This is a genomic window from Halalkalicoccus sp. NIPERK01 (genome assembly GCF_030287405.1).
Taxonomy (GTDB): domain Archaea; phylum Halobacteriota; class Halobacteria; order Halobacteriales; family Halalkalicoccaceae; genus Halalkalicoccus.
Genome location: NZ_JASVVV010000001.1, coordinates 574363 through 599993, shown reverse-complemented (window position 1 = coordinate 599993; position 25631 = coordinate 574363). Strand labels below are relative to the sequence as shown.

The 25631-nt window shown below is 64.7% G+C and carries 24 protein-coding genes and 1 CRISPR repeat array; of the genes, 12 read left to right on the top strand and 12 right to left on the bottom strand.

Going from position 1 to position 25631, the window contains the following annotated elements; translation table 11 throughout:
• Positions 1-48: 48 nt before the first annotated feature.
• A complete protein-coding gene (gene phoU, locus QRT08_RS03080) occupies positions 49-717 on the bottom strand; it encodes a phosphate signaling complex protein PhoU (RefSeq protein ID WP_286044361.1) in 669 nt (222 codons plus the stop codon).
• Entirely contained in the window at positions 718-1509 is a 792-nt protein-coding gene (pstB, locus tag QRT08_RS03075) for a phosphate ABC transporter ATP-binding protein PstB (RefSeq protein WP_286045021.1), read from the bottom strand. It lies immediately after the preceding gene.
• 446 nt (positions 1510-1955) lie between these two features.
• Here pstB and QRT08_RS03070 point away from each other — a divergent pair, with 446 nt between their 5' ends.
• On the top strand, positions 1956-2990 hold the full coding sequence (locus QRT08_RS03070; RefSeq protein ID WP_286044360.1) for a phosphate uptake regulator PhoU: 1035 nt from the start codon (positions 1956-1958) through the stop codon (positions 2988-2990).
• Here the strand turns inward: QRT08_RS03070 and QRT08_RS03065 are convergent.
• Positions 2981-3220, bottom strand: coding sequence for a glutaredoxin family protein (locus tag QRT08_RS03065; protein ID WP_286044358.1), 240 nt, complete (start codon positions 3218-3220; stop codon positions 2981-2983). The two genes, QRT08_RS03070 and QRT08_RS03065, sit on opposite strands and share 10 nt — an antisense overlap.
• A gap of 79 nt (positions 3221-3299) precedes the next feature.
• On the opposite strand from QRT08_RS03065, the gene QRT08_RS03060 reads away from it, so the two are divergent.
• On the top strand, positions 3300-4193 hold the full coding sequence (locus QRT08_RS03060; protein ID WP_286044357.1) for a ribonucleotide-diphosphate reductase subunit beta: 894 nt from the start codon (positions 3300-3302) through the stop codon (positions 4191-4193).
• A gap of 66 nt (positions 4194-4259) precedes the next feature.
• Positions 4260-5258: a TIGR04024 family LLM class F420-dependent oxidoreductase gene (locus QRT08_RS03055; RefSeq protein ID WP_286044356.1), complete on the top strand. Its 999-nt coding sequence runs from the start codon at positions 4260-4262 to the stop codon at positions 5256-5258.
• Here QRT08_RS03055 and QRT08_RS03050 read toward each other — a convergent pair.
• Complete coding sequence (locus QRT08_RS03050; protein WP_286044355.1) at positions 5255-6664, bottom strand: carotenoid oxygenase family protein; 1410 nt, start codon at positions 6662-6664, stop codon at positions 5255-5257. The genes QRT08_RS03055 and QRT08_RS03050 overlap by 4 nt on opposite strands.
• A gap of 70 nt (positions 6665-6734) precedes the next feature.
• Between QRT08_RS03050 and QRT08_RS03045 the strand changes: the two genes are divergently transcribed.
• A complete protein-coding gene (locus tag QRT08_RS03045) occupies positions 6735-7700 on the top strand; it encodes a quinone oxidoreductase family protein (RefSeq protein WP_286044354.1) in 966 nt (321 codons plus the stop codon).
• Between the two features lie 16 nt (positions 7701-7716).
• Here the strand turns inward: QRT08_RS03045 and QRT08_RS03040 are convergent, their stop codons facing one another.
• Positions 7717-8397, bottom strand: a complete 681-nt coding sequence (locus QRT08_RS03040) for a 6-hydroxymethylpterin diphosphokinase MptE-like protein (RefSeq protein WP_286044352.1) — start codon at positions 8395-8397, stop codon at positions 7717-7719.
• Positions 8398-8523: 126 nt separating this feature from the next.
• On the bottom strand, positions 8524-9651 hold the full coding sequence (folP, locus tag QRT08_RS03035) for a dihydropteroate synthase (RefSeq protein ID WP_286044351.1): 1128 nt from the start codon (positions 9649-9651) through the stop codon (positions 8524-8526).
• Between the two features lie 100 nt (positions 9652-9751).
• Here folP and QRT08_RS03030 point away from each other — a divergent pair, with 100 nt between their 5' ends.
• The 3 genes from QRT08_RS03030 (at position 9752) to QRT08_RS03020 (ending at position 11463) form a co-directional block, all read left to right on the top strand.
• A complete protein-coding gene (locus tag QRT08_RS03030) occupies positions 9752-10276 on the top strand; it encodes a DUF8114 family protein (RefSeq protein WP_286044350.1) in 525 nt (174 codons plus the stop codon).
• A complete protein-coding gene (locus tag QRT08_RS03025; RefSeq protein ID WP_286044349.1) occupies positions 10273-10986 on the top strand; it encodes an RNA methyltransferase in 714 nt (237 codons plus the stop codon). Before QRT08_RS03030 ends, QRT08_RS03025 begins: the two co-directional genes overlap by 4 nt.
• A 66-nt stretch (positions 10987-11052) precedes the next feature.
• The gene (locus QRT08_RS03020; RefSeq protein WP_286044347.1) at positions 11053-11463 is read left to right on the top strand and encodes a DUF6176 family protein; all 411 of its coding nucleotides are present in this window, start codon (positions 11053-11055) and stop codon (positions 11461-11463) included.
• A 38-nt stretch (positions 11464-11501) separates the two neighbouring features.
• Here QRT08_RS03020 and gatE read toward each other — a convergent pair whose 3' ends face one another.
• Positions 11502-13379, bottom strand: coding sequence for a Glu-tRNA(Gln) amidotransferase subunit GatE (gene gatE, locus QRT08_RS03015; protein ID WP_286044346.1), 1878 nt, complete (start codon positions 13377-13379; stop codon positions 11502-11504).
• A gap of 36 nt (positions 13380-13415) precedes the next feature.
• Positions 13416-13622 (bottom strand): hypothetical protein, encoded by a 207-nt coding sequence (locus tag QRT08_RS03010; protein ID WP_286044345.1) that lies wholly within the window; start codon positions 13620-13622, stop codon positions 13416-13418.
• Between the two features lie 93 nt (positions 13623-13715).
• On the opposite strand from QRT08_RS03010, the gene QRT08_RS03005 reads away from it, so the two are divergent.
• The gene (locus QRT08_RS03005; protein WP_286044343.1) at positions 13716-13958 is read left to right on the top strand and encodes a hypothetical protein; all 243 of its coding nucleotides are present in this window, start codon (positions 13716-13718) and stop codon (positions 13956-13958) included.
• A gap of 23 nt (positions 13959-13981) precedes the next feature.
• Here the strand turns inward: QRT08_RS03005 and QRT08_RS03000 are convergent, their stop codons facing one another.
• Positions 13982-14221, bottom strand: a complete 240-nt coding sequence (locus QRT08_RS03000; protein WP_286044342.1) for an HVO_2901 family zinc finger protein — start codon at positions 14219-14221, stop codon at positions 13982-13984.
• A gap of 94 nt (positions 14222-14315) precedes the next feature.
• Entirely contained in the window at positions 14316-15722 is a 1407-nt protein-coding gene (locus QRT08_RS02995) for a class II fumarate hydratase (protein ID WP_286044341.1), read from the bottom strand.
• Positions 15723-16031: 309 nt separating this feature from the next.
• On the opposite strand from QRT08_RS02995, the gene QRT08_RS02990 reads away from it, so the two are divergent.
• Genes QRT08_RS02990 through QRT08_RS02975 form a run of 4 tightly spaced genes read left to right on the top strand, consistent with a single transcriptional unit; the run spans position 16032 to position 20391 of the window.
• On the top strand, positions 16032-17333 hold the full coding sequence (locus QRT08_RS02990) for an ABC transporter substrate-binding protein (RefSeq protein WP_286044340.1): 1302 nt from the start codon (positions 16032-16034) through the stop codon (positions 17331-17333).
• Between the two features lie 13 nt (positions 17334-17346).
• Positions 17347-18318 carry a carbohydrate ABC transporter permease gene (locus QRT08_RS02985; RefSeq protein ID WP_286044338.1) on the top strand — a complete coding sequence of 324 codons (972 nt, stop codon included), beginning with the start codon at positions 17347-17349 and terminating at the stop codon, positions 18316-18318.
• A complete protein-coding gene (locus QRT08_RS02980; protein ID WP_286044337.1) occupies positions 18315-19226 on the top strand; it encodes a carbohydrate ABC transporter permease in 912 nt (303 codons plus the stop codon). The genes QRT08_RS02985 and QRT08_RS02980 overlap by 4 nt, the downstream gene beginning before the upstream one ends.
• 37 nt (positions 19227-19263) lie before the next feature.
• On the top strand, positions 19264-20391 hold the full coding sequence (locus tag QRT08_RS02975; RefSeq protein ID WP_286044335.1) for an ABC transporter ATP-binding protein: 1128 nt from the start codon (positions 19264-19266) through the stop codon (positions 20389-20391).
• Between the two features lie 95 nt (positions 20392-20486).
• A CRISPR array of direct repeats spans positions 20487-24273; the repeat unit is 30 nt; unit sequence ACTTCAACCCCACAAGGGTTCGTCTGAAAG.
• Positions 24274-24375: 102 nt separating this feature from the next.
• On the opposite strand, the gene cas2 is transcribed toward QRT08_RS02975, so the two are convergent.
• Together cas2 and cas1b are read right to left on the bottom strand one after the other, a co-directional pair.
• Positions 24376-24636: a CRISPR-associated endonuclease Cas2 gene (gene cas2, locus QRT08_RS02970; protein WP_286044333.1), complete on the bottom strand. Its 261-nt coding sequence runs from the start codon at positions 24634-24636 to the stop codon at positions 24376-24378.
• 1 nt (position 24637) lies between these two features.
• Positions 24638-25630 carry a type I-B CRISPR-associated endonuclease Cas1b gene (cas1b, locus tag QRT08_RS02965; RefSeq protein WP_286044331.1) on the bottom strand — a complete coding sequence of 331 codons (993 nt, stop codon included), beginning with the start codon at positions 25628-25630 and terminating at the stop codon, positions 24638-24640.
• Between the last annotated feature and the right edge of the window lies 1 nt (position 25631).

Sequence of the window (25631 nt, the reverse complement as noted above, 5' to 3'; positions counted from 1 at the left end):
CCCCCGCGGTTCGAGGTCGACGAACGGATCCCTCGGGAACGACGGGCCTCAGTAGATGAGTTCGTCGTCGCTCTCGATCATGTACAGGGTGCGCGCGGCGATGTTGACCGCGTGATCGCCCACCCGTTCGAGGTCCCGAACCGCGAGCAGCAAGCGCGATACCTCCGAGAAGAGCCGGTCGGTCTCGGCGTCGTCCCCCTCGGTGGCGATCAGATCGCTGATGACGAGTTCGCTCGCGCGTTCACACAGGTCGTCGATCTCGTCGTCGCGTCGGGCGATGGCGTAACAGGCGTCGACGTCCTCTGTGGCGTAGGCGGCCATCGCCTCCGTGACCGCCTCACCGACGCGCTCGCCGATATAGGCGACGTCGATGTCGGGGTGTATCTCTCGTTCGGCCCGACCCGCGTACTCCCCGAGGTTGGTGGCGAGATCCGCGATCCGTTCGAGGTCGGTGATGATCTTGAACGACGCGGTGACGAATCGGAGGTCGCCCGCGACGGGCTGTTGGAGCGCGATGAGGCCCGTACACTCGCGTTCGAGTTCGAGATACATCTCGTTCACCTCGTGATCGCGCTCGATCACCTCTCGCCCGAGTTCCTCGTTTCGCTCCGCGAGCGCCCGGAGCGCGATATCGAGGCGTTCTCGGACCACGTCGTCCATCGTGAGGACCTCCTCACGAAGTCCTTCGAGACGGCGCTGATACTCGGTTCGGGTCATCTATCCGAACTTACCCGTGATGTAGTCCTCGACCTCCTGGTGGTCGGGGTTCTCGAAGATGCGGTTGGTGTCGCCGAACTCGACGAGTTCGCCGCCGGTCAAGAAGACGGCGGTCTTATCCGAAATCCGTGCCGCTTGCTGCATGTTGTGCGTGACGATCACGACCGTATACTCCTCGGCGAGGTCGTCGATCAGGTCCTCGATCTTCGAGGTGGCGATCGGGTCGAGTGCGCTCGCCGGCTCGTCCATGAGGATCACTTCGGGGTCGGGCGCGATCGCGCGTGCGATACACAACCGTTGTTGTTGACCCCCTGAGAGGTCGAGTCCCGACGAATCGAGTTTGTCCTTGACCTCATCCCACAGTGCCGCCCGCTCGAGTGCGCGCTCGATCGCATCGTCGGTGATCTCCTTATCCTGAACGGTTAGGCCGTAGGCGACGTTGTCGCGAATGGACTTGGGGAAGGGGTTTGGCTTCTGGAAGACCATCCCGATCTTGCGACGAAGCGCCACGGGATCGACGTCGTCGTCGTAGACGTTCTTGCCGCGAAACCGGAGTTCGCCCTCGACGCGGGCGACGTCGATGAGGTCGTTCATGCGGTTGATCGAGCGGAGGAACGTGGACTTGCCACAGCCGGAGGGCCCGATGATCGCCGTCACCTGTTCTTTCGGAATGTCGACCGTCATCGGTTGGAGCGCCTGCTCGTCGCCGTAGTGAACCTCAAGGTCCCGCGCTTCGAGGACCGGCGTGTCTGGTCGGGTCGTCCGGCCGGTTCGTTCGGCGTCGATCTCCATCTGAACCTTCGGACTCGATCGATGGGTGGGTTCCTGTGTTGCCATAACTATTGGGCTGCTCGGATCCATACTGCTGACGGTCGCTCGTTGCGCCGATCGCCCCGCCCAACCGCGGCCGGAGGCCGACCGCACCCGCTCGGCAGTGGATCGATTGCCGCTACCGACCACCACTACGAGAACGGTCAAATACCCTTCTAATATAGCTATATAGTGTAGTGTAGGTCTATTAACCCCTCCACATCGATATGTGAGCCGTCGGGAGTGGTAACGTTTCTTCGACCTGACCGCGCAGATGGGGGTATATGGTCCTCTATGCCCGTTTTAGTCGCACTCCCGTTCGCGACTACCCACAGATCGGTCCGGACTGCATCGCCCGCTCTGGCGGTCCTGATTGGATACTATATATATTTAGAAGGTTTTATGTACTGGTGGTCGAATCTTGGCGCATGGAGGTCCGCAAGGTTCAGATCACGGGCGGGTCGACCTTTACCGTCTCTCTCCCCAAGGCGTGGGCGACCGAAACGGGAATCGAGGCCGGGAGCGAACTGGCTTTTTACCCCGAAGGGAATACCCTCGTCGCGACGCCCTCGAACGTCCCGAGCGAGGCCAGCACCACGCTCGCCGTCGAGGACGTGAGTCCACAGGAACTCGAAAGCCGACTCGTCACCCTGTACATCAACGGCTTCGACGAGATCGTCCTCGAAGCGGATCGGATCACGACCGCCCAGCGCCGGACGATCCGCACGGCGGCGACGGGACTCGTCGGGTTCGAAGTCAGCGTCGAGACGGAAGACCGGATGGTTCTCCGGGACTTCCTCGACCCCTCGGAGCTGTCGGTTCACGACACTGTCATGCAGATGCGGCTCCTCTCGTTCTCGATGCTCGAAGACGCCACCGAGGGGCTGCTCGAGGAGGATTCGGACCGGATCGACGGCATCGCCGCCCGCGACGACGACGTCGACCGGCTCTGGTACGTCACCTCGCGGCTGTTTCGCGCCGTGTTGCGCGACCCGCGTGCGGCCGCCGCGGTCGATCTCGATCGCGAGACCTGCTTCGATTACCGGACGTGCGCGAGACAGATCGAGCGCATCGCCGATCACACCGTGAAAATCGCGGGCCACAGCGCCGACCTCACGGAACTGCCTGCGGACATCCGCGAACCGCTCGGTTCGCTCCGGATCGAGTCACTCGGGATCGTCGAGAACGCGATGGACGCCTTCCTCGTCGAGGACCGCGACCGGGCGACGGAACTCGCGACGGCGACGCTCGCACAGGCCGCGGGGATGGACGCCCGAACGCGGTCGATCGACGAACAGCTCGGAACGGCCGATCCCGCCGACGCCCAGCTGTTGGGACTGGTCGTCGACTCGCTGTCGCGAATCGGTGACTACGGCGCGAACATCGCCGAAACCGCCCTCCAGAAGGCCGCACCGACGCCGGAATCGAAGCGTACCGTTCGCCGGGACCGAAATCAGGCGTAGCTCCGCTCTGCGAACTCCAGGATTCGGTCGGACTCGGGCATCGTGATCCCGTACTCCTCGTCGACGAGCACCGGAACGGCGCGCTGGCCCGAGACCCGTTTGACCTCGTCCCGCTTCGAGTGAAGCGCCTCCGTCCAGACCGTCTCGTACTCGACGCCGAGTTCGTCGAGTCGATCCGCGACCTTCTCGCAGTACGGACAGCCGTCGAGTTGGTACAGCGTGACGGACATACCGGGTGGTGACGCGCCAGCGATAAAAAGTCAACTCGTCATGCAACATCCTTTTATCTGAATTCAACGAGTTCTCTCCATGCAGCAAAAAGCCGCTGCGGAACACTCCCTGGACCGGACCCGCCGGGCGTACCGATACTACCGAAACGCCGTCGAGCGCCACTGGGACCCCGATTCGATCGACCTGAGCGCGGACCGCGAGCGGCTGGCGGAACTCGACCTGGCGACCTTCACGGACCTCAGACGGACGCTGGCGCTGTTCGGCGCGGGCGAGGCCGCCGTCACCGAGGACCTCGCGCCCCTCGCAGTGGTTTTGGAGGGGATCGAGGACCAGATGTTCATCACCACCCAGCTCTACGAGGAGGCGAAACACGCCGACTTCTTCGACCGGTACTGGCGGGAGGTGGTCCACCCCGCCGAAGACGCCCGCGGGCTCGAACGGACCTCGCCGCTCGACGGGCGGTGGTTCTTCGACACCTACCACGACCTGTTCGAACGGAACGAGCGCTCGATGCGCCGTCTGTTGGAGGAGGACACGCCCGAAAACCGCGTGCGGGCGTTCTGTCACTACCACCTGACGATCGAGGGGATCATGGCCCAGACGGGCTACTACGCCGTCCAGACCGGCTACAGCGGCGAGATCCCCGAGCTCCCGCTGGTGCCGGGGCTGGTCGCCGGATTCACCGAGATCCGCGGCGACGAGGGGAGACACGTCGGATTCGGGATGGCCAAACTCAAGGAACTCATCGAGGAGGAGGGCGTCCCGATCGACGTCGTCCACGAGACGGTCAACGAACTCCTGCCGCTGACCCAGGCGGTCGCCGCGACCGCGGCCGCGAGCGAGGACGGGGCCGGCCTCGGCGAGGAGGAACTCACCGCCTACGCCGCCGAGAAACACCTCCAGCGCATGGAACAGCTCTCGACGGCGAGCGCCGACATCCCCGACATCGAGGAACTCGTCGCGATCGACTGACCCCGCTCTTTTAGTGGTCGGCCGCCCTCCCCGCGGTATGCACGCACAACTCGCGGTGAGTTTCAAATGACTGCGCGGGAGGTACACCTGCCCGTGGCCGCTCAGTCGGGGGTCGACTCGCTCGTCTCCTACGCACGGCGGGCCGAGCGAGCGGGCTACGGCCGCGTCTGGTCGCCCGAGACGTGGGGCCGTGACGCGGTGGCGTCCCTCGCCGTCCTCGCGGAACGCACCGACTCGATCGGGTTGGGGTCGAGCATCCTCCCCGTCTACTCGCGCTCCCCCGCGTTGCTCGGCCAGAGCGCCGCGACCCTCCAGGAGGTGAGCGAGGGCCGGTTCCGACTGGGTATCGGCCCCAGCGGTCCCGCGGTGATCGAGGGCTGGCACGGCGCGGCGTTCGACCGCCCGCTCAGGCGGACCCGCGAGTGCGTCGAGGTCGTCCGGCGGGTGCTCTCGGGCGAGCGCGTCGAGTACGACGGCGAGGTCTTCCAGCTCTCGGGGTTCCGTCTCCGATCGAAGCCGCCCGAGACCCCGCCGCCGGTCGACGTCGCGGGTCTGGGTCCGAAGTCGGTCGAACTCGCCGGCCGGTTCGCCGATGGGTGGCACGCGGTCGTCTTCACGCCCGACGGCGTTCGAGAGCGACTCGCGGACCTCGAACGGGGAGCCGACCTCGGAAACCGCGACCCGAGCGAGCTTCGAACCACGCTCTCGCTGACCTGCTGTGCCCTCGAGGACCGCGAGCGCGCCCGCGAACTCGCGCGCCAGCACACCGCCTTCTACGTCGGCGGAATGGGCACCTATTATCGAAAATCGCTGGCCCGCCAGGGCTACGAGGAGGAGGCGAACGCCGTCGCGGCGGCCTGGGGCAGCGGCGAGCGCGAGGAGGCGCTGGGGGCGATCCCCGACGACCTGCTCGACGACCTCTGTGCGGCGGGCACGCCCGAGGAGGCGAGGGGGATGATCGAGCGTTTCGAGTCGGTCGAGGGGCTGGACGCGCTCGCGGTGAGCTTTCCCCGCGGGGCGACCGAGGACGAAATCGAGACGACGATCGAGGCGCTCGCGCCCTAGGTCATCGACGGCGTCGGCTCCTGGCCCTCCATGTAGAACGTCCCGTGGAAGTCGAACGGGAGCGCGTGGGGGAGGTACGCGCGGGCGCGTTCCTCGAACTCCGCGGCGTCGAGGACGAGCACGCACGAGCGCTCCTCGTCGGTATCGAGCGCGACCGAGAGAAGAACGCCGTCGTCCTCCTGCTCGCCGCCGGGCCGGGGGACGAACAGCGCCTCGCCCGGGTGGATTCCCTCCTCGGCCCACACCCGAGCGCTCCCGCGCTCGACGTCGACCTTGTGCAGGCGGTCGTTGAAACCCCCGTCCGTTCCGACGCCGTAGCAGAACTGGTAGGGGTGGAGGTTCGCCTCGGCGTAGTGGATCGTGGGGAACTCGATTCCCCCCTCGAAGATGGTTCGTCCCTCCGCACGCCCGGTCTCGAGGTCGATCCGGTAGCGCCGGAGCTCCCCCGAGGGGACGTCGGGCGCGCGCGAGCGGAGGTTCGCGAGCGAGAGCGCGGGGACGATCGAGTGGTCCTCGAAGGCGACGAGGTCGACGAACAGGTCGTCGCCGCGTTCGTGGGCGTCGACGTGGTGGAACGTGAAGAAGGGCTGGACGCCGGGTTCGGCGACCACCTCGCCGTCGCGCCGGTCGACGACGAGAAAGCGCGTCTCGCGCTCGGGGTACCACCGGAAGCTCTCGACGTAGGGCCGGTCCGAGAGCAGGCGGCGCGGGGCGGTCCGGAAGGGGTGTTCGGTGACGACGGCGTAGTGGTCCGTCAGCGCGAAGCTGTGCAGGTAGGCGGGTTCGTCGCGCTCGACGTGGGCGATTCGTTCGGCGGGGCCGTCGTCGGGGTCGCGATAGAGGACGTAGCCCGGCTTCCGGCCGAACCGCGTCCCGAGGCCGACCCACTCCTCCTGGAGGAAGTCGTAGTGGTCGTGGGCGAGGGTTCCGGTCGCCGCGACGTCGACCGTCCGGTGGCCGAGCGTCGAGAGGTCCGCGGGGTCGAAGGCGACCTCGCGGGCGGTCTCGGTCACGGCCCGGTGTTCGCCGTCGCGGTGGCGGACCGTGATCGAGGCGTTGTCGGTCTGGATGCCGCCGAGGCGGGTCCGCAGGCGATCGAGCAACGACCACGAGGGGGTCGTCCCGAACTCCCCGTAGCGAAGCTCACCATCCTGTGCCGCCCGGTAGGCGTCGCTGTCGAGGAACCGACTCGAGTACCCGATCTCCCCGTCGTGGATCTCGAAGCGACGGAGCAGCGCGAACCCGTCGAACCAGTGGGCGAGGGTTCGATCGCCGACCTCGAACCGCCCGGGTCCGTTCCTGTAGAGCGTCCCCGAGAGCCAGTCGGGGAGCTCTCCCGCGACCTCGAGCGTCGCCGAATCGGTCTCCTCGTCGAACGATCGGAACCCCAGACGGTGATCTGCCATGCCGGGAACACGACGCCTCGACGCATAGTTCTGACCCCGTTTTATGGGGCCGGCGGTCCAATCCGGGGACGTGAACGCCATTCGAATCGAGGAGTTCGGCGACAGCGACGCGCTCGAAGCGAGCGAGATCGACCGGCCCGAACCGGGGGCGGGAGAGGTCCTGCTCGACGTGCGGGCGGCGGGGATCAACTTCGCCGATATAATGCAGCGCCGTGGCGAGTATCCCGGCGGTCCACAGCCACCGTTCACGCCGGGTATGGAGGCCGCGGGCGTCGTGAGCGAGGCCGAGGGAACCGGCCTCGAGGAGGGCGATCGGGTCGTCGGGCTGGTCGGACGGGGCGGCTACGCGGAGTACGCCGTCGCCGACGAGGGGGCGCTGTTTCCGATTCCCGAGGGGATGGGTTTCGAGGAGGCCGCCGGATTCCCGGTCCAGTACATCACCGCGCACAACTGCCTGTTCGAGTGGGGTGGACTCGAAGAGGGCGAGCGGGTGTTGATCCACGCCGCCGCGGGCGGGGTCGGCACCGCCGCCGTCCAACTCGCCTCCCGTGCGGGCGCTGAGGTGTTCGGCACCGCGAGCACGGGGGAGAAACTCGATCTCGCCGCCGAGTTGGGCTGTGATCACCCGATCAACTACACCGAGACGGACGTCGCGACGGAAGTCGAGGAGATCACAGAGGAGGGACTAGACCTCGTCCTCGACGGGGTCGGCGGCGAGAGCTTCGAGCGGAGCGTCGAGGCGCTCGCGCCGTTCGGCCGGGTCGTCACGTATGGCGTCGCGAGCGGCAAGCCTGGACGAGTGGAGACCCCGACGCTCTTCTTCGGGAACAATTCGGTGATCGGCTACCACCTCGGACGGGCGAGCCAGCAGGCACCCGAGCGGGTGTTCGAGGCGGTCCCCGACCTGACCGAGGGCTTTGCCTCGGGCGAGTTGGAGGTCGTCGTCGGCGAGACGTTCGACCTGGAGGACGCGGCCGAGGCCCACGCGTCCATCGAGAACCGCGAGAGCCGCGGGAAGGTCGTCCTCGTCCCCTAGAGGAGTTACGGTGTGATCAATTCACGGAACGGATCCCGTCGCGCCGGCCGTCGAGAACCGCGAACCGCTCCCCGCGGCGGGTTTCGAGCCAGTGAAGCAGGCGTTCGGCCCAGCGAAGCTTCCGGGCTTTCATCGCATCGACGGAGGGGTCATCGAAGTCCCACCCCGGAAACTCCATCCTCCCCGCGCCGAACTCGTCGGCGAGGAAGGCCCCCCGGTCGCCGTCGGTGAACCCCCCGAAGTTCGCTACGGGCCCTCTCGGAGCGGTCTGCGTCGTCGGGAGGACGTGCTCGGAGTCGAACCGGGGCACCCACGTCTCGATCAGCCCGAGGTTGTCCCCGTGGGCGTGGACGGCGACCGGTGTCCCCTTCCGGGTGAGTTCCCGAGCGGTCTCGGGGTTCTTGTCGACGTCCGTGACCAGCAGGTCGGGGTCGAGGCCAGCCGCGAGGAGCACGTCGGCGGCGGTCGAGGCCGCGATCACGTAGTCGGCGTCCGCCACGGAATCGAGTTCGTCGGGAAGCGAGGGTCCCGCCCCCGCCACCGCGACGGTCGCTCCCTCGATCCCCGCGAGACGGCGCCCGTCGAACGGCCCCGTGAGTTCGGCGAGCACGTCGCGGGCGTGCGCGTCCGCTTGACGATCGAACCCGAAGTCCGCGAGGATCGACTCGTAGACCGGCTCCCACGTCTCGAAGTTCATGGCAGTCGCTTCCGAGTTGGCGTCGAGATAATCGGTTCCGTGAGCCGGAGTGGCCCGAGTACCCCTACCCGGAGGCCCTTCCGGCTTCCACCCGTTCCTTTCATCGCCTTTGGTATAAGCTTTCTCTTAATGATATTCATCTAGAATCTTCGAGAGTATAGCCGAGAGGCGGCTCGATTCGTCTGAGATCACCCGATTCAGCGAGTCGATCCCGTCCCGGGTGCCGAACAGGAGGGCGGGGTCGGCGCCCGCGAGGTGTACCCCCCTGCTATCGGCGACCGCGGCGGCGAGCGGGTCGTAGGCGTCCCCGAGATCCGAGAGGCGAAACCAGCGGGTGACGCCCGCGTCGGCCAGTTCGGCGTTCCCGCCGACGCGTTCGAGGTGGCGGGCGGCCTCCCGCTCGCTCGTCACGTCGAGTTCCTCGACCGCGAGGTTCGAGAGGCGCTCGCGGGCGAACTCCCGGCCGACCAGGGCGGCGTCGCGGGTCTCGGCCACGTCGTGGGTTCTGAGGACGTGGGCGCCCCGTTCGACGGCCATCGCGGTCGCCGCCAGCGAGACGGGAAGCGCCTCCTCGGTACTTCGGCCGGCGACATCGCGCAGGAAGTTCTTGCGGTTGATCGAGACCAGGAGGGGCCGTCCGTAGGCGCGAAACTCCCGTAACCTGGAGAGCGTCTCGCGGTCGTCCGCGAGGGTCTTCTCGGGGCTCCACCCCCCGAACGCGGGGTCGAGGATCGTCTTCTCGGTGAAGCCGTTGGTCGCGAGTGCGTCGTAAATGTCGTCGACCGATTCGATCGCGCCGGGGCGTTCGAGGTCCGGCGGCGAGGCCATCTTGACGACGGCGGCAGCGTGGGCCGCACAGACCTCGGGCATCGCGGGGTCGGCGAAGCCACAGACGTCGTTGACCATGTTGAATCCCCGCGAGAGCGCCCTCTCGGCCACCTCGGAGTAGCGGGTCTCGATCGAGAAGACCGCGTCGCCCGAGACGGAGTCGATGGTTTCGATGGCGGTATCGAGGCGGTCGAGTTCCTCCTCGGGTGAGAGCACGTCGAGGCGTTTGTTCGCGGATTCGAGGCCGACGTCGACGATGTCCGCGCCCTCCCCTATCAGTTCGCGGTCGACGTACGCGGCCGCCTCGCCGGGGTCGGAAAAGACGCTCGGGTCGTAGGGCGACTCCTCGCTGACGTTGAGAACGCCCATGATCCGCGGCGGGTGGTCGTCGCCGATCCCCAGTCCGGCGGCCTCGACGGTCTGCATACGCGGGAACAGGGCGGGCGACCGGATAGGTGGCCCGGTTCGCCCGCGTATCCGCGGGCGGATCCACGCGGTTTTTACCGCCCGCGCGGGTAGAACGGACATGGGCAAGGTGAGCATCGGGCTTCGCGGCTGGCGCTTCGAGGAAGGGGAGGTGTTCGATTCGGAGGGGGAGTTCAAGCCGCTGGACGAGATCCCCGAGGAGACGCGCCTGCGTCTCCAGCGTCTCGAACTGCTCGTCACCTCGCCGTGTCAGGCCTGCTGGCTGATCCACGGCGACGAGGACATCGAGGAGTGCAACGCCGCCGAGGCCGTCTACGGCGAACCCCGATCGGAGGTGCTCGTCTGTGAGGAGCACGAACCGGACTTCCTCTACTGGTTCCGCGAGGAGGGCGGAACGCAATACATGGGCGAGGACGAGTTGAAGGACGCCTTCCACGAGTGGTTCGCCGACGGCGGACGCGCGCCCGGAAACTACGAGGGGATCGAACACGTCGAGACCGACCCCGGGGACGTCCCCGACCCGAGCGAGGTCGACCCCGAGGAGCTGGCGGTCGACCAGCCCGAGGACGGCAAGCGGATCGACCTGCGGGACGTCGATCTCGGCCAGGAGTACCCCTCCTCGTGATCAGCGTCGTCGTGGTTGACGCCGAGACGCCCGGCAACGTCGGCACCATCGCCCGCGCGATGAAGAACTTCGGCTTTTCCGAACTGCTGCTCGTCGACCCGCCCGAACTCGATCCCGATGGTGAGGCCTACGGCTTCGCCGGACAGGCCCGCGAGGACATACTGCCGAACGCCCGGGAAGTGACGTTCGAGAAGGTCATCGAGGACTTCCACACCGTGGGTTTCACCGCGACGACCAACGAGGACGCCAGAAAACACGTCCGATTTCCCTTCCGGACGCCCGCCGAACTCGCCGAGGACCTCTCGAAGGTAGAAACGGACGTGGCACTTCTCTTCGGGCGCGAGCGCATCGGGCTGACGAACGAGGAACTCGCCCGTCTCGACCAGATCTGTGCGATCCCCGCGAGCGCCGACTACCCCGTACTCAACCTCGGACAGGCCGCGACGGTCGCGCTGTACGAACTGCGGGGGCTGGCGATGGACGACTCACAGCTGCCCGACGTGGAACACGAACGCGCCGCCGAACCCGAGATCGAGCGGTTCTACGAGCGGTTCGACACGACGCTCGAAACGGTCGGCTATCCCGACGGAAAGCGCCCGAAGACGATGCGACTCGTCCGCCGGCTGGTCGGGCGCGCCCACCCGACCGACAGGGAGATCACTACCTTACATGGTGTGTTGCGGGCGATCGAGCGAGCGACGCGACGTTGATCGCGATTCGAGGGCGAACCGGCCTCCACAGAAGCCACTTAAGCGTCCTCCAAGTGAATGAATCGCATGGTCGATGTGGTACTGCTTCGACTGCGCGTCACGCCCGGCTGGCCCCGACGGGTCATGGAACTGTTCGTCAGGATACTGCGCGCCGAGCAGTTCGTGATGCGACGCGGACGGCTCGGGGCGGCGTTTCGGCGCTGGCTCAACGCACAGCTCGAACCGATCCTCGACGAGGAGGGGATGCACACGGAGTCGGTGTTCCTCGACCAGGAAGGCGGCGACCTCCAGCTCCTGTGGTACATGGAAGCAGAAAGTATGAAAGGGGTGTACGAGGCGTTCGAGGAGTCCGAAAGCGCGCTGACCGAGGGGAGAGTCGCCGAGTGGCTGCTCGAAGCGCCCGAGAAGATCCTCACGACCGACGTCGAGAGCGACTACCCGCTTCTCGCACACGCCTGGCACCCGGACCGGCCCTGAGAGACGGAGCGCCGTTCGGACGGGCCGGCCCCGGAGGGTCAGGCCCGCTGTTGGATCTCCTCCCGTAGAGCGGTGCTGACGGCCTCGCCGTCGGCTTTTCCTCCCAGGGCGCCCATCGCCTCGCCCATGAGACCCGAGAAGGCGGCCATCCCCTCCTCCTCGATCTGCTCGGAATTGCGCTCGACGACCTCGCGGACGGCCTCTCGGACGTCGTCCTCGGAGGCTCCGCCCAGATCCTCCCGTTCGAGCGCTTCCTCGGGCGAGAGTTCCGGCGACTCCGCGAGCGCCGCGAGCAGGTCGGCGACGCTTCCCTTCGGGAGGTCGCCGTCACGGACCAGCGCGAGCGTCCCGGCGAGTTGGTTCTCGCTCAGGTTCCCCACCGGAACGTCGTCCCGGCGAAGCTCCGTAAGGGTGGATTCGAGCGTTCCCGCGGCCAGGGTGGGGTCGACCCCCTCGCTCACGACGCGTTCGAACAGCGCCATTCGCCGGCCGTAGGCGACCTGTTCGGCGAGTCCGGCGTCGAGGCCGTGCTCGGACTGGTAGCGTTCCACCTTTTCGGTGAGGAGTTCCGGCGTCTCGACCTCGCTCGGATCCGGCTCCACCGGAGGAACGTCCGTCTCGGGGTACATCCGTGCGGCGCCCGGAAGCGGACGGAGGTACCGCGAGGTCCCGTCATCGTTCGCGCCGCGGGTCTCCTCGGGGACGCCCTCGATGGCGGTCCCCGCGCGGGCGGCGATCGCTTCGATCGCGCTTTCGGCAGTCGAGGTATCGTCGGCGACGATGGCGACCGCGTCCTCGGGGCCGGCGTCCGTCGCGTCCCTGAGCGCCGCGACCTCCTCGGCGGTGACGCCGTAGGCCGGTAGCTCGTCGGTGTGGAAGATCCCCCCCGCGCCGTGGCGTTTCGCGTGATCCGAGAGCTCGGTGCCGAGTCGCCGGTCGGGCTGGATCTCCCGGCCGACCAGCCCGTCGAACCCGTAGAGGGGGACGGCCATCACCGAACCGCCGTCGGAGAGGGCACTCCGGATGACGCCGCTGTCGGTCCCCTCGAAGACCTCGCTGGCGTCCATGGGATCGCCGACGCTCGCTCCGCGCTCGTCGAGTTCCTCGGCGATTTCGAGGAGCGCGACCTGCCGGCCGACCTCCCCGCGCACGAGGTCGTCGATATCGTCGAGGCTCTGGACGCCCTTCATCTCGACGCGGGCGCCCTCCGCGATCGAGACGTTGACGTCCTGTCGGATGGTGCCCAGCCCGCGTTTCACCGTGCCGGTCGAGCGCAGCAGCATCCCGATGCGTTCGGCGGCCTCGAGCGCCTGCTCGGGCGAGCGGATGTCGGGGCTGGTACCGATCTCGACGAGGGGGATCCCGAGCCTGTCGAGGCTCCAGCGCACCCCCGATTCCGTTTCGTCGATCCGCTGGGCGCTCTCCTCCTCGAGCAGGAGGTCCTCGATCCCGACCGCCCCCTCGCTCGTCTCGATCGCCCCGTCAGTGGCGATCAGCGACGAGCGCTGGAACCCCGACGTATTCGAGCCGTCGACGACGATCTTCCGCATGACGTGGGCCTGATCGACTGGTTCCATCTCGAGCAACCCGGCGATCTCCAGGGCGACCTCGAGTGCCTCGTCGTCCATCCGATGGGGTGGCTCGTCATCGGCCTCGACCAGACACGTCGTGTCGTAGGCGAGGTACTCGAACTCCCGATCGACCCGGCTCTCTTCGAGGGCGGCCTCGTCGATCTCCCCCAGCTCGCTTCTGGTCGGGTGGAGAAAACGCGTGAACGTCCGCGTCGATTCGGCGGGCTCGCGCCGCTCGGTCGGACACGCACAGAAGAGCTTGGTCGCCGTGTCGAGTTGCTGGTGGATCTCGAGGCCGGCGACCAGCCCCAGCGCCTCGTAGTCGTAGGTGTCGCTGTCGGTCATTGTGCCGACGTGGGAAGCCGAGGGGTAAAAAACCGTTCAGTCGTCCTCCTGTTCCTCGCCCTCGTCGTCCTCTCCCTGTTCCTGTTCGCCCTCCCCCTCTCGTTCTTGCTCGCCGTCTTCCCCCTCGTCCCCGCCTGTCTCGGAATCCCCGCCGGGAAGGTTGTCGTCACCGCCGATGTCGGTACAGCCGGCGACGAGCGCGACGCTCGCGGCGGCCGCCGTGAGGAACGGTCGTCGTTGCATACTCCCCTGAACCGCCCGAGGGACAAGTAGTACGCGCTCGTTTCGCGGCTATCGGGCGGAGCGGTTTAGTATCGAGTCACTGTACGAACACGTATGGCCTCGACCCTCTCGTTCGACGACGTCCTCGCGGACGGGTTCGTCATCGGCGCGGTCCTGCTGTGCTGGTGGGCCGTCGCCCTGATCGTGACGCTCCCCGCTATCGCGCTCGGGAGTTCGATCGTCGCCGACGCGCTGCGGTGGCTCGCGATCCTGCTCATGGTGACGGGCGTGGGAAACGCCCTCGTCTACGCGATCGCGCGCGGGATCGTCCTCTCGGAGGAGGCGCACTTCGAGTGAGTAACTGCCGGAGAAACGACTCCCTATCGCGTTCGCGTCGCGATCCGTACGTCGTCGACCCGGAGGATGTCCTCGGTGAGACCCTCGCCCTCGCAGTCGTCGTTCGGACAGGCGTAGTGCCAGCCGTCCCGGGTGGCGCGCCGTTCGGCGAACCGATCCCCGCAGACCCGACAGAACAACTGCCCCTCCGCACACGTATCGCGGTGGAGCGAGAGCGCGAGTTCGGTCCGGAAGGTCCGCTTGCAGTTACGGCACGTGTACATATCAGATCGTACTCACACGTCAGACATAGCTGTACTGGTTTCGATCGGTTCGCTGAGACGTGTGAACCGCGAACGCGCTCCGCGCTCTCGAACGTCACTCCTGTCCGAGGATTCCCCGACGGGTCATCAGTTCGGGGTCGAGCACCTCCTCTACCTCCTCCTCGTCGAGGTATCCCTTCTCGAGGACGACTTCTCTGACGGTTTTGTCCTCCTTCAGAGCCGTTTTGGCGGCGTCGCTCGCCTTGTCGTAGCCGATGTGGGGGTTGAGCGCGGTCGCGAGCGCCATCGACTGTTCGACCTGGTTCTCGCAGTGCTCGGCGTTGGCCTCGAGTTTGGCGACGAAGCGCTCGCCGAACGCCTCGGCGGCGTTCGCGAGCAGTTCGGCCGATTCGAGGAAGGCGTGGGCGAGGACGGGTTTGTAGAGGTTGAGGTCGAGTTCGCCGCGCGCACCCCCCGTGGAAACGGTCGCGTCGTTGCCGACGACCTGCTTGTGGACCTGGTTGACCGATTCCGCGACGACGGGGTTGATCTTACCGGGCATGATCGAGCTTCCCGGTTGATTTTCGGGCTGTTCGATCTCCCCGAGCCCGTTTCGCGGGCCCGACGCCAGCAGTCGGAGGTCGTTCGCGATCTTGTTCATCGAGCCGGCGACCACGCGCAGCGCGCCGTGGGCCTCGACCATCGCGTCGTGGGCGGCCTGCGCCTCGAAGTGGTTGTCGGCTTCGACGAAGTCGATCCCGGTCTCCTCCGCGATGTACTCCGCGGCGCGCTCGGGGAACTCCTCGTGGGTGTTCAGCCCCGTGCCGACGGCGGTCCCGCCGAGTGCGAGTTCCGCGAGGTGCGCTCGCGTCGCCTTCACGCGCACACGCCCCTTCTCGATCTGGGTCCGATATCCCGAGAACTCCTGGCCGAGCGTCACGGGCGTCGCGTCCTGCAGGTGCGTGCGGCCCGTCTTCACGACGTCCGCGAACTCCTCCTCTTTCGCTTCGAGTTCACCTTCGAGGGTTTCGAGCGCGGGCAACACGTCCTTCTCGACGGCTTCGAGGCTGGCGACGTGCATCGCCGTCGGGATCACGTCGTTGCTCGACTGGCCGTAGTTGACGTGGTCGTTGGGGTGGACGTCGCGCGAACCGATCTCCCCGCCCTGAATCTCGGTCGCGCGGTTCGCGATCACCTCGTTCGCGTTCATGTTCGAGGAGGTGCCCGACCCGGTCTGGAAGACGTCGACCGGGAACTGGTCGTCGTGCTCGCCCGCGATCACCTCGTCTGCGGCCTCGACGATCGCTTCCGCCGTCTCCTCCTCGATCAGTTCGAGGTCGCGGTTCGCCCGCGCGGCGGCCTTCTTGACGATCCCGAGCGCGCGGATGAACCCCCGAGGGAAGGTGATCCCCGAGATGGGGAAGTTCTCGACGGCCCGTTGGGTCTGTGCGCCCCAGTAGGCGTCCGCGGGGACTTCCATCTCGCCCAGACTGTCCTCCTCGATCCGAACGTCCTCGCTCATACCCGGGACCTCGCAGCCCGCGGGGTAAAACCTACTGAAACCGGCCGGCCGCCGGTCGACGGATCGGCAACGTGGTCGGCGAATCACGGACGGGGAGGCGTGAGGGCCCCGACGTCCGCCGTGAGTGCCGACGAGGGGGTGGCGTCACTCGCCCCGGCGGTCGTATCCCGAACCTGAAATCTGCTGGCGAAACACGGCGAGGAAGTCGACCCCGGAGACATAGTTCTACGTTGTTATTCGGTAATGAAAAATTCTCGAAACGATTAAGGGGGCAGCCTGCTCACGTGGGGGTGTACTTCAGGACTAACCATGAGTAATAACCGATCCACAACCGTTTCGCGTCGAACAGTCCTCAAGGGGGCGGGGGCCGCTGGCACCGCAGGCATGCTGACGACGGCGGGGTGTCTGACCGGCGGAGAGGGCGGTTCGGGCGGTGGCGGCGGCGACGGCAACACGCTCGAAGTCCTCCACGGGTGGACGGGCGGCGACGGGGCGGAGGCCGCCGACGCCCTCTTCGGCGCGTTCGAGGAGGAACACCCCGACATCGACCTCGACGAGAACCCGATCGGCGGGGGCGGCAACCAGAACCTCGACCAGACGGTCGCCAATCGGCTCCAGAGCAACGACCCGCCGAGTTCGTTCGCCGGCTGGCCGGGTGCCAACCTCGAACAGTACGAGGGCGCGCTCGGCGACATCGAGAGCGAGGTCTGGGACGAGGGCGGTCTGAAGGAGGCTCACGCCCAGGAGGCCGTCGAACTCTGCCAGTCCGAGGCGGGGTTCTCTGCGGTTCCGATCGGCTCTCACCGCATGAACGACCTCTTTTACAACGTCGAGGTCCTCGAACAGGCCGGCGTCGATCCCGAGTCGCTGACCAGCGTCGACGCGCTGATCGACGCGTTGGACGCAGTCGCCACCGAGACGGACGCGACGCCGTTCGCCATGTCGCTCGAAACGTGGTGTATCCTCCAGACGTGGGCCGTCACGATGCTCAGCGAACAGGGCTACGACGCCTACATGAGCTTCATCGAAGGCGACGGGGACGAAGGGGCCGTTCGCTCGACGTTCGAGACCCTCGGGGAGATCCTCGGTAACTACATCAACGCCGACGCCGCGTCCGTCGACTTCACCGAGGTGAATCAGGACATCATGAGCGGCAACGCGGCGTTCATCCACCAGGGCAACTGGGTCGCCGGCGCGTACATCAACGAGGGCCTCGAGTACGGCACGGAGTGGGGAGCCATCCGCTTCCCCGGGACCGACGGTATGTACGGGCTCCACATCGACTCGTTCATCTACCCCGGCGACAACCCGAGCCCCGAGGAGTCCGCCGCGTTCCTCCGGTTCGCGGGCGGCGAGACGGCCCAGGTGCAGTTCAACCAGTACAAGGGCTCGATCCCGACCCGACAGGAGGTGCCGACCGACGACTTCAACGCGTATCTCACCGACACGATCGAGGACTTCCAGAACGCCGACCAGAAGCCCCCGACGCTGGCACACGGCCTCGCGGTGGATCAGAGCACACAGTCCGACCTCGAAGGCGTCCTCAACGACACCTTCGCCGATCCCTACGACGTCGACGGCGCGACCAACGGGTTCATGAACACCGTCTAACCACGACCACCGTATGAAACGCATTCTAGGGTTTCTGCGTCGTGTTCGGGGCGAGGGGCGGGCGCGGACGGACGGCGGAACCGCCGAACGGCAGTCGACGACCGAGCGCTGGCTCGACAGCGACTTCGTACGGTCCGCACCGTTCTGGGGGCCGCCGTTCCTGCTCATGGGCTTTTTCGTCTACGCGGCGATCGGGTGGAACTTCCTCCTCTCGCTGACGGACTTCTCGGGGTTCGGGGAACCCGACTACAGCAGCCTCAGCCTGGACAACTACTGGACGATGCTGCAGGACCCGGGGATCTGGGCGGCGACGCGGAACACGTTCGTCCTGCTCGTGGCCTTCACCCTCGCCTGCCTGGGCGTCGGGCTTCTGTTGGCCCTGTTGCTCGACCGCGAGATCCGGTTCGGACGGACCCTCAGAACGATTTACCTGCTGCCGTTCGCCCTGTCGTTCATCGTCACCGCCCAGTTCTGGCGGTGGATGTACAACGTGAACGACGGCATCGTCAATCAGGTCGTCGGTGTCTTCGGCCTCGGGCCGTACAACTGGCTCGGGAGTCCACGACTCGTGCTCGGGGCGGTGATCTTCGCCCTCGTCTGGCAGTTCAGCGGCTACACGATGGTCATCTACCTCGCCGCGCTGCGATCGATCCCGACCGATCAGTACGAGGCGGCGCGAGTCGACGGGGCGAACGCGGTTCGGATGTACCGGCGTGTGATCATCCCACAGTTACGGCCCGCGATAGTCAGCGCCTCCGTCGTGCTCGTGCTGTTCGCCCTGAAGGCCTTCGACTTCCTGTACGCGACGTTCGACGGCTACCGGCCGCGACGCGGGGCGGACATCCTCGCGACGAAGATGGTTCGCGAGGCGTTCGGGAGATCGGAGTGGGCCTACGGCTCCGCGATCGCGATCGCGCTGTTCGTGCTGTCGCTAGCGGTGATCGCGCCGTATCTATACACCCAGTACAAGCGAGGCAACCTATGAGCGAAGGATCGGTATCGATGGGGCAGGAAACAGATGACGAGACGGCGTTCGAGGGGGCCACCGCTCGTCGGGTCGGGCTGTACGCGACGCTGATCGGCTTGGTGATATTCTACCTGATCCCGATCGAGTCGGGGCTGGTGACGTCGATCAAGACGTCGCAAGCGCTCATCAACACACAGCCGTTCGCCCCGCCGGGACCCGACGGCGTCACCCTCGAGAAGTGGGCGTTCGCGTTCGACGCCCTCGGGCGAGGGATGGTGAACAGCCTCCTGTTCACCATCCCCTCGACCCTTCTGTGTGCGATCCTCGGGAGCATGGCCGCGTACGGGCTGACGCTCGTCAACTGGCGCGGACAGATCGCGGTGTTCGCACTGTTCATCGCGGGCATCTTCATCCCGTATCAGGCGGTCATCGTCCCGCTCACGCAGTTCTGGTCGCAGTACGCGATGCTCGAGTACCGCCTCGGATTGCTCCTCACGTCCCACCAGGCGACGATCCTCGAACTCGTCATCACGCATACGGCCTACGGGATCCCGATCTGTACGCTGCTGTTTCGCTCGCAGTACAAGACGATGTCCTGGGAGATGATCGAGGCGGCCAAACTCGACGGGGCGTCCGTCTGGCGGGTCTACAAACGGATCGTGCTCCCGCTGTCGGTGCCGATGTTCGCGGTCGTGTTCATCTTCCAGTTCACGCAGATCTGGAACGAGTTCCTGTTCTCGTTGACGATCATCGGGAGCGTCAGCGATCCGGCCGCCTCGGCGACGCTGATCCTCTCGGGGCTGGGGGAGGCGCTCGAGGGCGTCGATTACCCGCTCCGGATGGCCGGGGCGCTGCTCACGGCGCTTCCGACACTGCTCGTGTATCTCCTGTTCGCCGATAAGTTCGCGGAGGGCGTACAAGTATGAGAATTCACCAACCGAACCACCTACCACGGAGAACCCAATGGCAGAACTGATCCTCGATCACGTGACGAAGTACTTCGACGACGACGGCGAGCGGATCGTCGCGGTCGACGACGCCTCGATCGACATCGCAGACGGGGAGTTCCTCGTCCTCGTCGGCCCATCGGGCTGTGGGAAGTCGACGACCCTGCGGATGATCGCTGGCCTCGAGACGGTCTCGGAGGGCGAGATCCGACTCGGCGGGCGGGTGATCAACGACCAGAAACCCCAGCAGCGCGACATCGCGATGGTGTTCCAGTCGTACGCGCTGTACCCCCACATGACCGTCCGGGAGAACATGCGCTTCGGGCTCGAGGAGTCGACCGACCTCGGCGACGAGGAGATGGACGGTCGGGTCGAGGAGTCCACGACGATGATGGGGATCGACGACCTGCTCGAACGCTATCCACGCGAGCTCTCGGGCGGGCAACAACAGCGCGTCGCGCTCGGGCGGGCGATCGTCCGCGACCCGGAGGTGTTCCTGATGGACGAACCCCTCTCGAACCTCGACGCCAAACTCCGGTCGTCGATGCGGACCGAACTCCAGCGCATCCAGGACGAACTCGGCGTGACGACCGTCTACGTCACGCACGACCAGACCGAGGCGATGACGATGGGCGACCGGATCGCCATCCTCGACGACGGGCGGCTCCAGCAGGTCGCCACGCCCCTGGAGTGCTATCACCGCCCGCAAAACCAGTTCGTCGCGGGCTTCATCGGCGAGCCGTCGATGAACTTCTTCGACGTGCGCGCCGAGGGGGGGCGGCTCGTCGGCGAGGACTTCGAGTACCCGCTGTCGGCGGAGATCGCGGGGAAACTCGACGCCGACGAGGTGGTCCTCGGGATCCGCCCGGAGGACGTCGAACTGGTCGACGGCGCGACGGGCGAGCACGACTACGCCGCCGAGGTCGTCGTCGTCGAGCCGATGGGCAACGAGAACAACGTCCACCTGCGGGTCGGCGACACGCAGTTCATCGCCACCGTCGGCGGGATGCGGCGGATCTCGGCGGGCGAAACCGTGACCGTCCGACTGCCCGAGGAGGCGATCCACGTCTTCGATCGGACGAGCGGCGAGGCGCTGCACAACCGCCGACTCGACGAGGAACTGACGACCGAGCCGCCGGTCTGAACCCGCGTAATCCCCGCGCTGTTTCGAGGTTTCACTCTCAGAGAAGTTCGTCCGAAACCCCGGCCGCAGGGACGTTTTTCCAGGTAGTTCTGGCAGCTTCAACCCCACAAGGGTTCGTCTGAAACCTAGAGTCGGCCGCTAGATCGGTGGCTGAGTGGATACGCTTCAACCCCACAAGGGTTCGTCTGAAAGCGCCTCGGGCAGTGTCTCTCCGTGTCGGGCGGCGAACTTCAACCCCACAAGGGTTCGTCTGAAAGCGGCGAGCGAGACGTGGTGTTCGAGGAAGACCGCCACTTCAACCCCACAAGGGTTCGTCTGAAAGTATGCCATCAGTTCCCTCGGTAGACAAGACGAAACTTCAACCCCACAAGGGTTCGTCTGAAAGTAGGGAGGGTTACGAAAAATGGTCGCACGTTCCGTAGACTTCAACCCCACAAGGGTTCGTCTGAAAGGGCAGTCCAATACAAGCACCCGGTCCTTCGCGCGTCAACTTCAACCCCACAAGGGTTCGTCTGAAAGTTTAGGTAACATTACGGGGCTACGATAACAATGGTCACTTCAACCCCACAAGGGTTCGTCTGAAAGCCCGGCTGTGAGTCTGCCCGCCGAGGCTGATCTCACTTCAACCCCACAAGGGTTCGTCTGAAAGCTCGAAGACTAACCTGCCACTGTTGCGACGTACTCTTTACTTCAACCCCACAAGGGTTCGTCTGAAAGCGTAGACGGTCTTGGCATCCACATCCGCGGGTCGTCACTTCAACCCCACAAGGGTTCGTCTGAAAGGTACATGTCCTCGTAGACTTGGTTGTACGGCAGGTCACTTCAACCCCACAAGGGTTCGTCTGAAAGACTAATTGTAAGATGGCGATATACCGCCTACTACTGACTTCAACCCCACAAGGGTTCGTCTGAAAGTCCCCCGGAGGCGGGCGTTCTGGCCGACACCACCACTTCAACCCCACAAGGGTTCGTCTGAAAGCGGATGCAATTGGCATTGTGAGTCTGTAGGTAAGTCACTTCAACCCCACAAGGGTTCGTCTGAAAGTGCAACAATCACCATCACCGCACCGGACGACACAACTTCAACCCCACAAGGGTTCGTCTGAAAGGGACGGGTGGATGGGAGTCCGTGGACGAGTCGGACACTTCAACCCCACAAGGGTTCGTCTGAAAGACCACCAACACTATGGCAGACAAAGAGACGCTCCAAACTTCAACCCCACAAGGGTTCGTCTGAAAGTATGATGTACTCCGAGCGAAGGGTATGCGGGCCGTTACTTCAACCCCACAAGGGTTCGTCTGAAAGCCGCTGGCAACTCAACGAAGAGGAGTTCCCGGAACTTCAACCCCACAAGGGTTCGTCTGAAAGCACGTCGGAGATATCACTCCCGCTCGTATTCAGGCCACTTCAACCCCACAAGGGTTCGTCTGAAAGTCTCATCGGCCGCGAACGCCACGGGGTCTTTGTCGTCACTTCAACCCCACAAGGGTTCGTCTGAAAGTGTGGGCATACAGATCGAGTCCGTATTGGTGTATAGACTTCAACCCCACAAGGGTTCGTCTGAAAGCTGTTGACTGAAAGTCGGTCTGGACGAGGCCTTTTTCTCGACTTCAACCCCACAAGGGTTCGTCTGAAAGGAGTTTGTTGATATCGTGGCCGGGTTCGCGGGCGTACTTCAACCCCACAAGGGTTCGTCTGAAAGGTTCTGCACAGATTGTCCCGCTTTCGTCCTCCCAGTCACTTCAACCCCACAAGGGTTCGTCTGAAAGCACCGAAGGAGTGAGCCATCGAGCCCCCTCACACCCCACTTCAACCCCACAAGGGTTCGTCTGAAAGTCGTGCGCGCAAGAAGCCCACGCATCCCGCCGTACTACTTCAACCCCACAAGGGTTCGTCTGAAAGTTCAGCCAACATCCGGTCGACATGCACTCGCTGTCACTTCAACCCCACAAGGGTTCGTCTGAAAGTGATCGGGATGACTGATCCGCTGGACGACTTGGATGACAACTTCAACCCCACAAGGGTTCGTCTGAAAGGTCGCCACGAGCTGCCGTCTGGCCATCGCCCTGTTCACTTCAACCCCACAAGGGTTCGTCTGAAAGGGAGTGAGACGATACCCCCATCGGCGACCACCCCGAACTTCAACCCCACAAGGGTTCGTCTGAAAGCCGGGCAGGACCCACCACCACGCTCACATCTCACTTCAACCCCACAAGGGTTCGTCTGAAAGCTCTTGGTGTTCCAACGCTTCGAGTCCGGCGTGCAAACTTCAACCCCACAAGGGTTCGTCTGAAAGGGCCATCTCGCCCGTGTTGCCGACGACTACGATGAACTTCAACCCCACAAGGGTTCGTCTGAAAGATTGTGCCCGGCAGGCGATCAACCTCAACGGGTCGTCACTTCAACCCCACAAGGGTTCGTCTGAAAGACCTCGTCGCGCAGGCCAAATCCGTCTCGACGATACTTCAACCCCACAAGGGTTCGTCTGAAAGCCTTGCCCTCGAACTCGACGAGGAGGTCCGAACAGAACTTCAACCCCACAAGGGTTCGTCTGAAAGGCGGTTACGGGCAGCTCGTCAGCGGGGGTGGCCGGCGACTTCAACCCCACAAGGGTTCGTCTGAAAGGGGTGACCCTACGGCAGGGTCGTTCATGTTCGCCGAACTTCAACCCCACAAGGGTTCGTCTGAAAGGATCACGGACGCCGACAAACGCGCCGAGTTCTTCACACTTCAACCCCACAAGGGTTCGTCTGAAAGCCCCGAGTTCCTCCCGGAGTGGATGTCGATCAGTCACTTCAACCCCACAAGGGTTCGTCTGAAAGGGGTGAGAGACAACGACTCGACCACGCGCGGGTGGGACTTCAACCCCACAAGGGTTCGTCTGAAAGCGTCATCGGTCAAAGAGTTGGACTATCGCATCGTCCACTTCAACCCCACAAGGGTTCGTCTGAAAGCGTACTTCGGTGAAGAGCGGACCAAACTGTTCTGGGTACTTCAACCCCACAAGGGTTCGTCTGAAAGTCGACGAAAACGCACGCCATCGGATGTTGCTCAATGACTTCAACCCCACAAGGGTTCGTCTGAAAGCGCTTGTCCTCGAGTTCGATCGTCCGGGCTGCGGACTTCAACCCCACAAGGGTTCGTCTGAAAGGGGTTCAGTTTAGAGGAGTGTCACTTCCCACCGCGACTTCAACCCCACAAGGGTTCGTCTGAAAGCAGAGGAGCGGTCGAACGCACGCGAGAACGAATACACTTCAACCCCACAAGGGTTCGTCTGAAAGCCTATTTGATTGGCCTAACCGATTAGTCTGACGAAACTTCAACCCCACAAGGGTTCGTCTGAAAGTGTCCGATAGTGAAGAAGTCCGTCGAGAGCTTGGCACTTCAACCCCACAAGGGTTCGTCTGAAAGTCCTACGCTGTCGCGCTGCTCGACCGGGTGGAGAAACTTCAACCCCACAAGGGTTCGTCTGAAAGTCTCCTCGGCGGTCAGCGCGTCGAACTCCTCATCATCACTTCAACCCCACAAGGGTTCGTCTGAAAGGAGAACCTACTCGACCATGTGGCCATCCAGAACGGACTTCAACCCCACAAGGGTTCGTCTGAAAGCATCAGCAAGGACGGGACGACCCTTTCACAGCGAAACGACTTCAACCCCACAAGGGTTCGTCTGAAAGGGGCGTGCCCACGAGACGAACGTGGAGATTTTCTCCCGGATACTTCAACCCCACAAGGGTTCGTCTGAAAGGTCTTATCAAATGTGGCTACATCCGAGGCATATCCGAACTTCAACCCCACAAGGGTTCGTCTGAAAGTCGCTGTTGCCCGGAATGACGACCCCCGCGCGCCCGGACTTCAACCCCACAAGGGTTCGTCTGAAAGGGTGCCCGATTCGCGGGCTACAGCCCCCACGACAGTCGGTGACCACTTAGTGTTTCCGTCGACCGTCAGTAGTCGACGAACCCCTGTGGGTCGACGGAAGCCTCAGAGAAATCGGCTGTCTTCCGCTGGATCGTCCCCGTAGACGGTTCGGTCGAGGAGCGTATCCGAGGACAGTTCGTAGAGGATCACCGATTCGCCCGGCTTGAGGAGGTCCTCGATCTCGCCACGGAGTTTCGGGAGATCCCCCTCGGTGATCTCCCCCTCGAGCACGGAGTTCTGGACGTGGGTGAGGTATCGTCGGCCGATCTTCAGCATCTTCTGGGTCCGCTCGGCCTCCATGTCGTAGACGAGGACGACGTACATCTCACCACCACCGTTTGAACGGTTCGTAGGGTTCACCGGTCAGCAGGTGTTTCTTCAGTTTGTACGCCTCGATCCGCATGAGGTACTGGTAACTCACCTTCCGGTTGAGCCGAGGATGCTCGACGGTCCGTTCGAGCGTCTCCTCGAAGGCCTTCCCGTAGGTTTTCCGTCCTCGCTCGGTCAGCAGACACGAACCGAGTTCGGTTTCGAAGTCCTCCAGCCCGATTTGGTTCCGGTTAACGAGGCGAAAGAGCACCCGATCGGCGAGTACCGGCTTGAACAGGTCCGCGAGATCGAGCGACAGCGAGTACCGGCGCTCGCCCGGTTCGTGGAGGTAGCTGATCGTCGGATCGAGTGCGGTCGCCCGGATCGCCGAGACGCAGTTCGCATAGACCAGCGAGTTTCCGAAGGAGATCAGGCTGTTCAGCTCGTTCGGCGGCGGGTTGTACTCGCGGCGATCCAGCCGGAACCCCTCGGGGAGGATCGCGTCGAACGTCGAGTAGTAGGCCTTGCGGGCGGTCGCTTCCGTTCCCATCGCCTCGTTCACGTCGGTGACGGATTCGAGGCGCTCGCCGGCGGCATCGATATCCTCGATGACCTCGTCGAAGTCGTGACCTCGCCCGGCGTAGTAGGTGACGTTCGTCCGCATGTTGTGGATCGAGCCCTCGACGATCGCCTTCGCGAGCTTGAGCCGACGGTCCGGGTGGTCGTAGGCCCGGACCTGTTCGACGACAGTCTGGCCCGAGGTCTGGCCACGCTTTGGCATCAGCGAGCCGGCGTAGTAGTCCTTCCAGCCGAAGACGTGAACCGCGACGCCGTGTTTGTTCAGAAAGGAGAGCAGCCGGGTATTGTAGTCGATCTGGCCGTGCAGGAAGACTGCCTCGGCGTTCTCGACCGGGATGTACTTCTTCTCGCCGTCCTCGGTCACGAGTCTGAGCGTGTCGTCCTGGCGTTCGAGCCGTCCCGCCGAGAAGACGTGGTAGTTCCTGTCCATG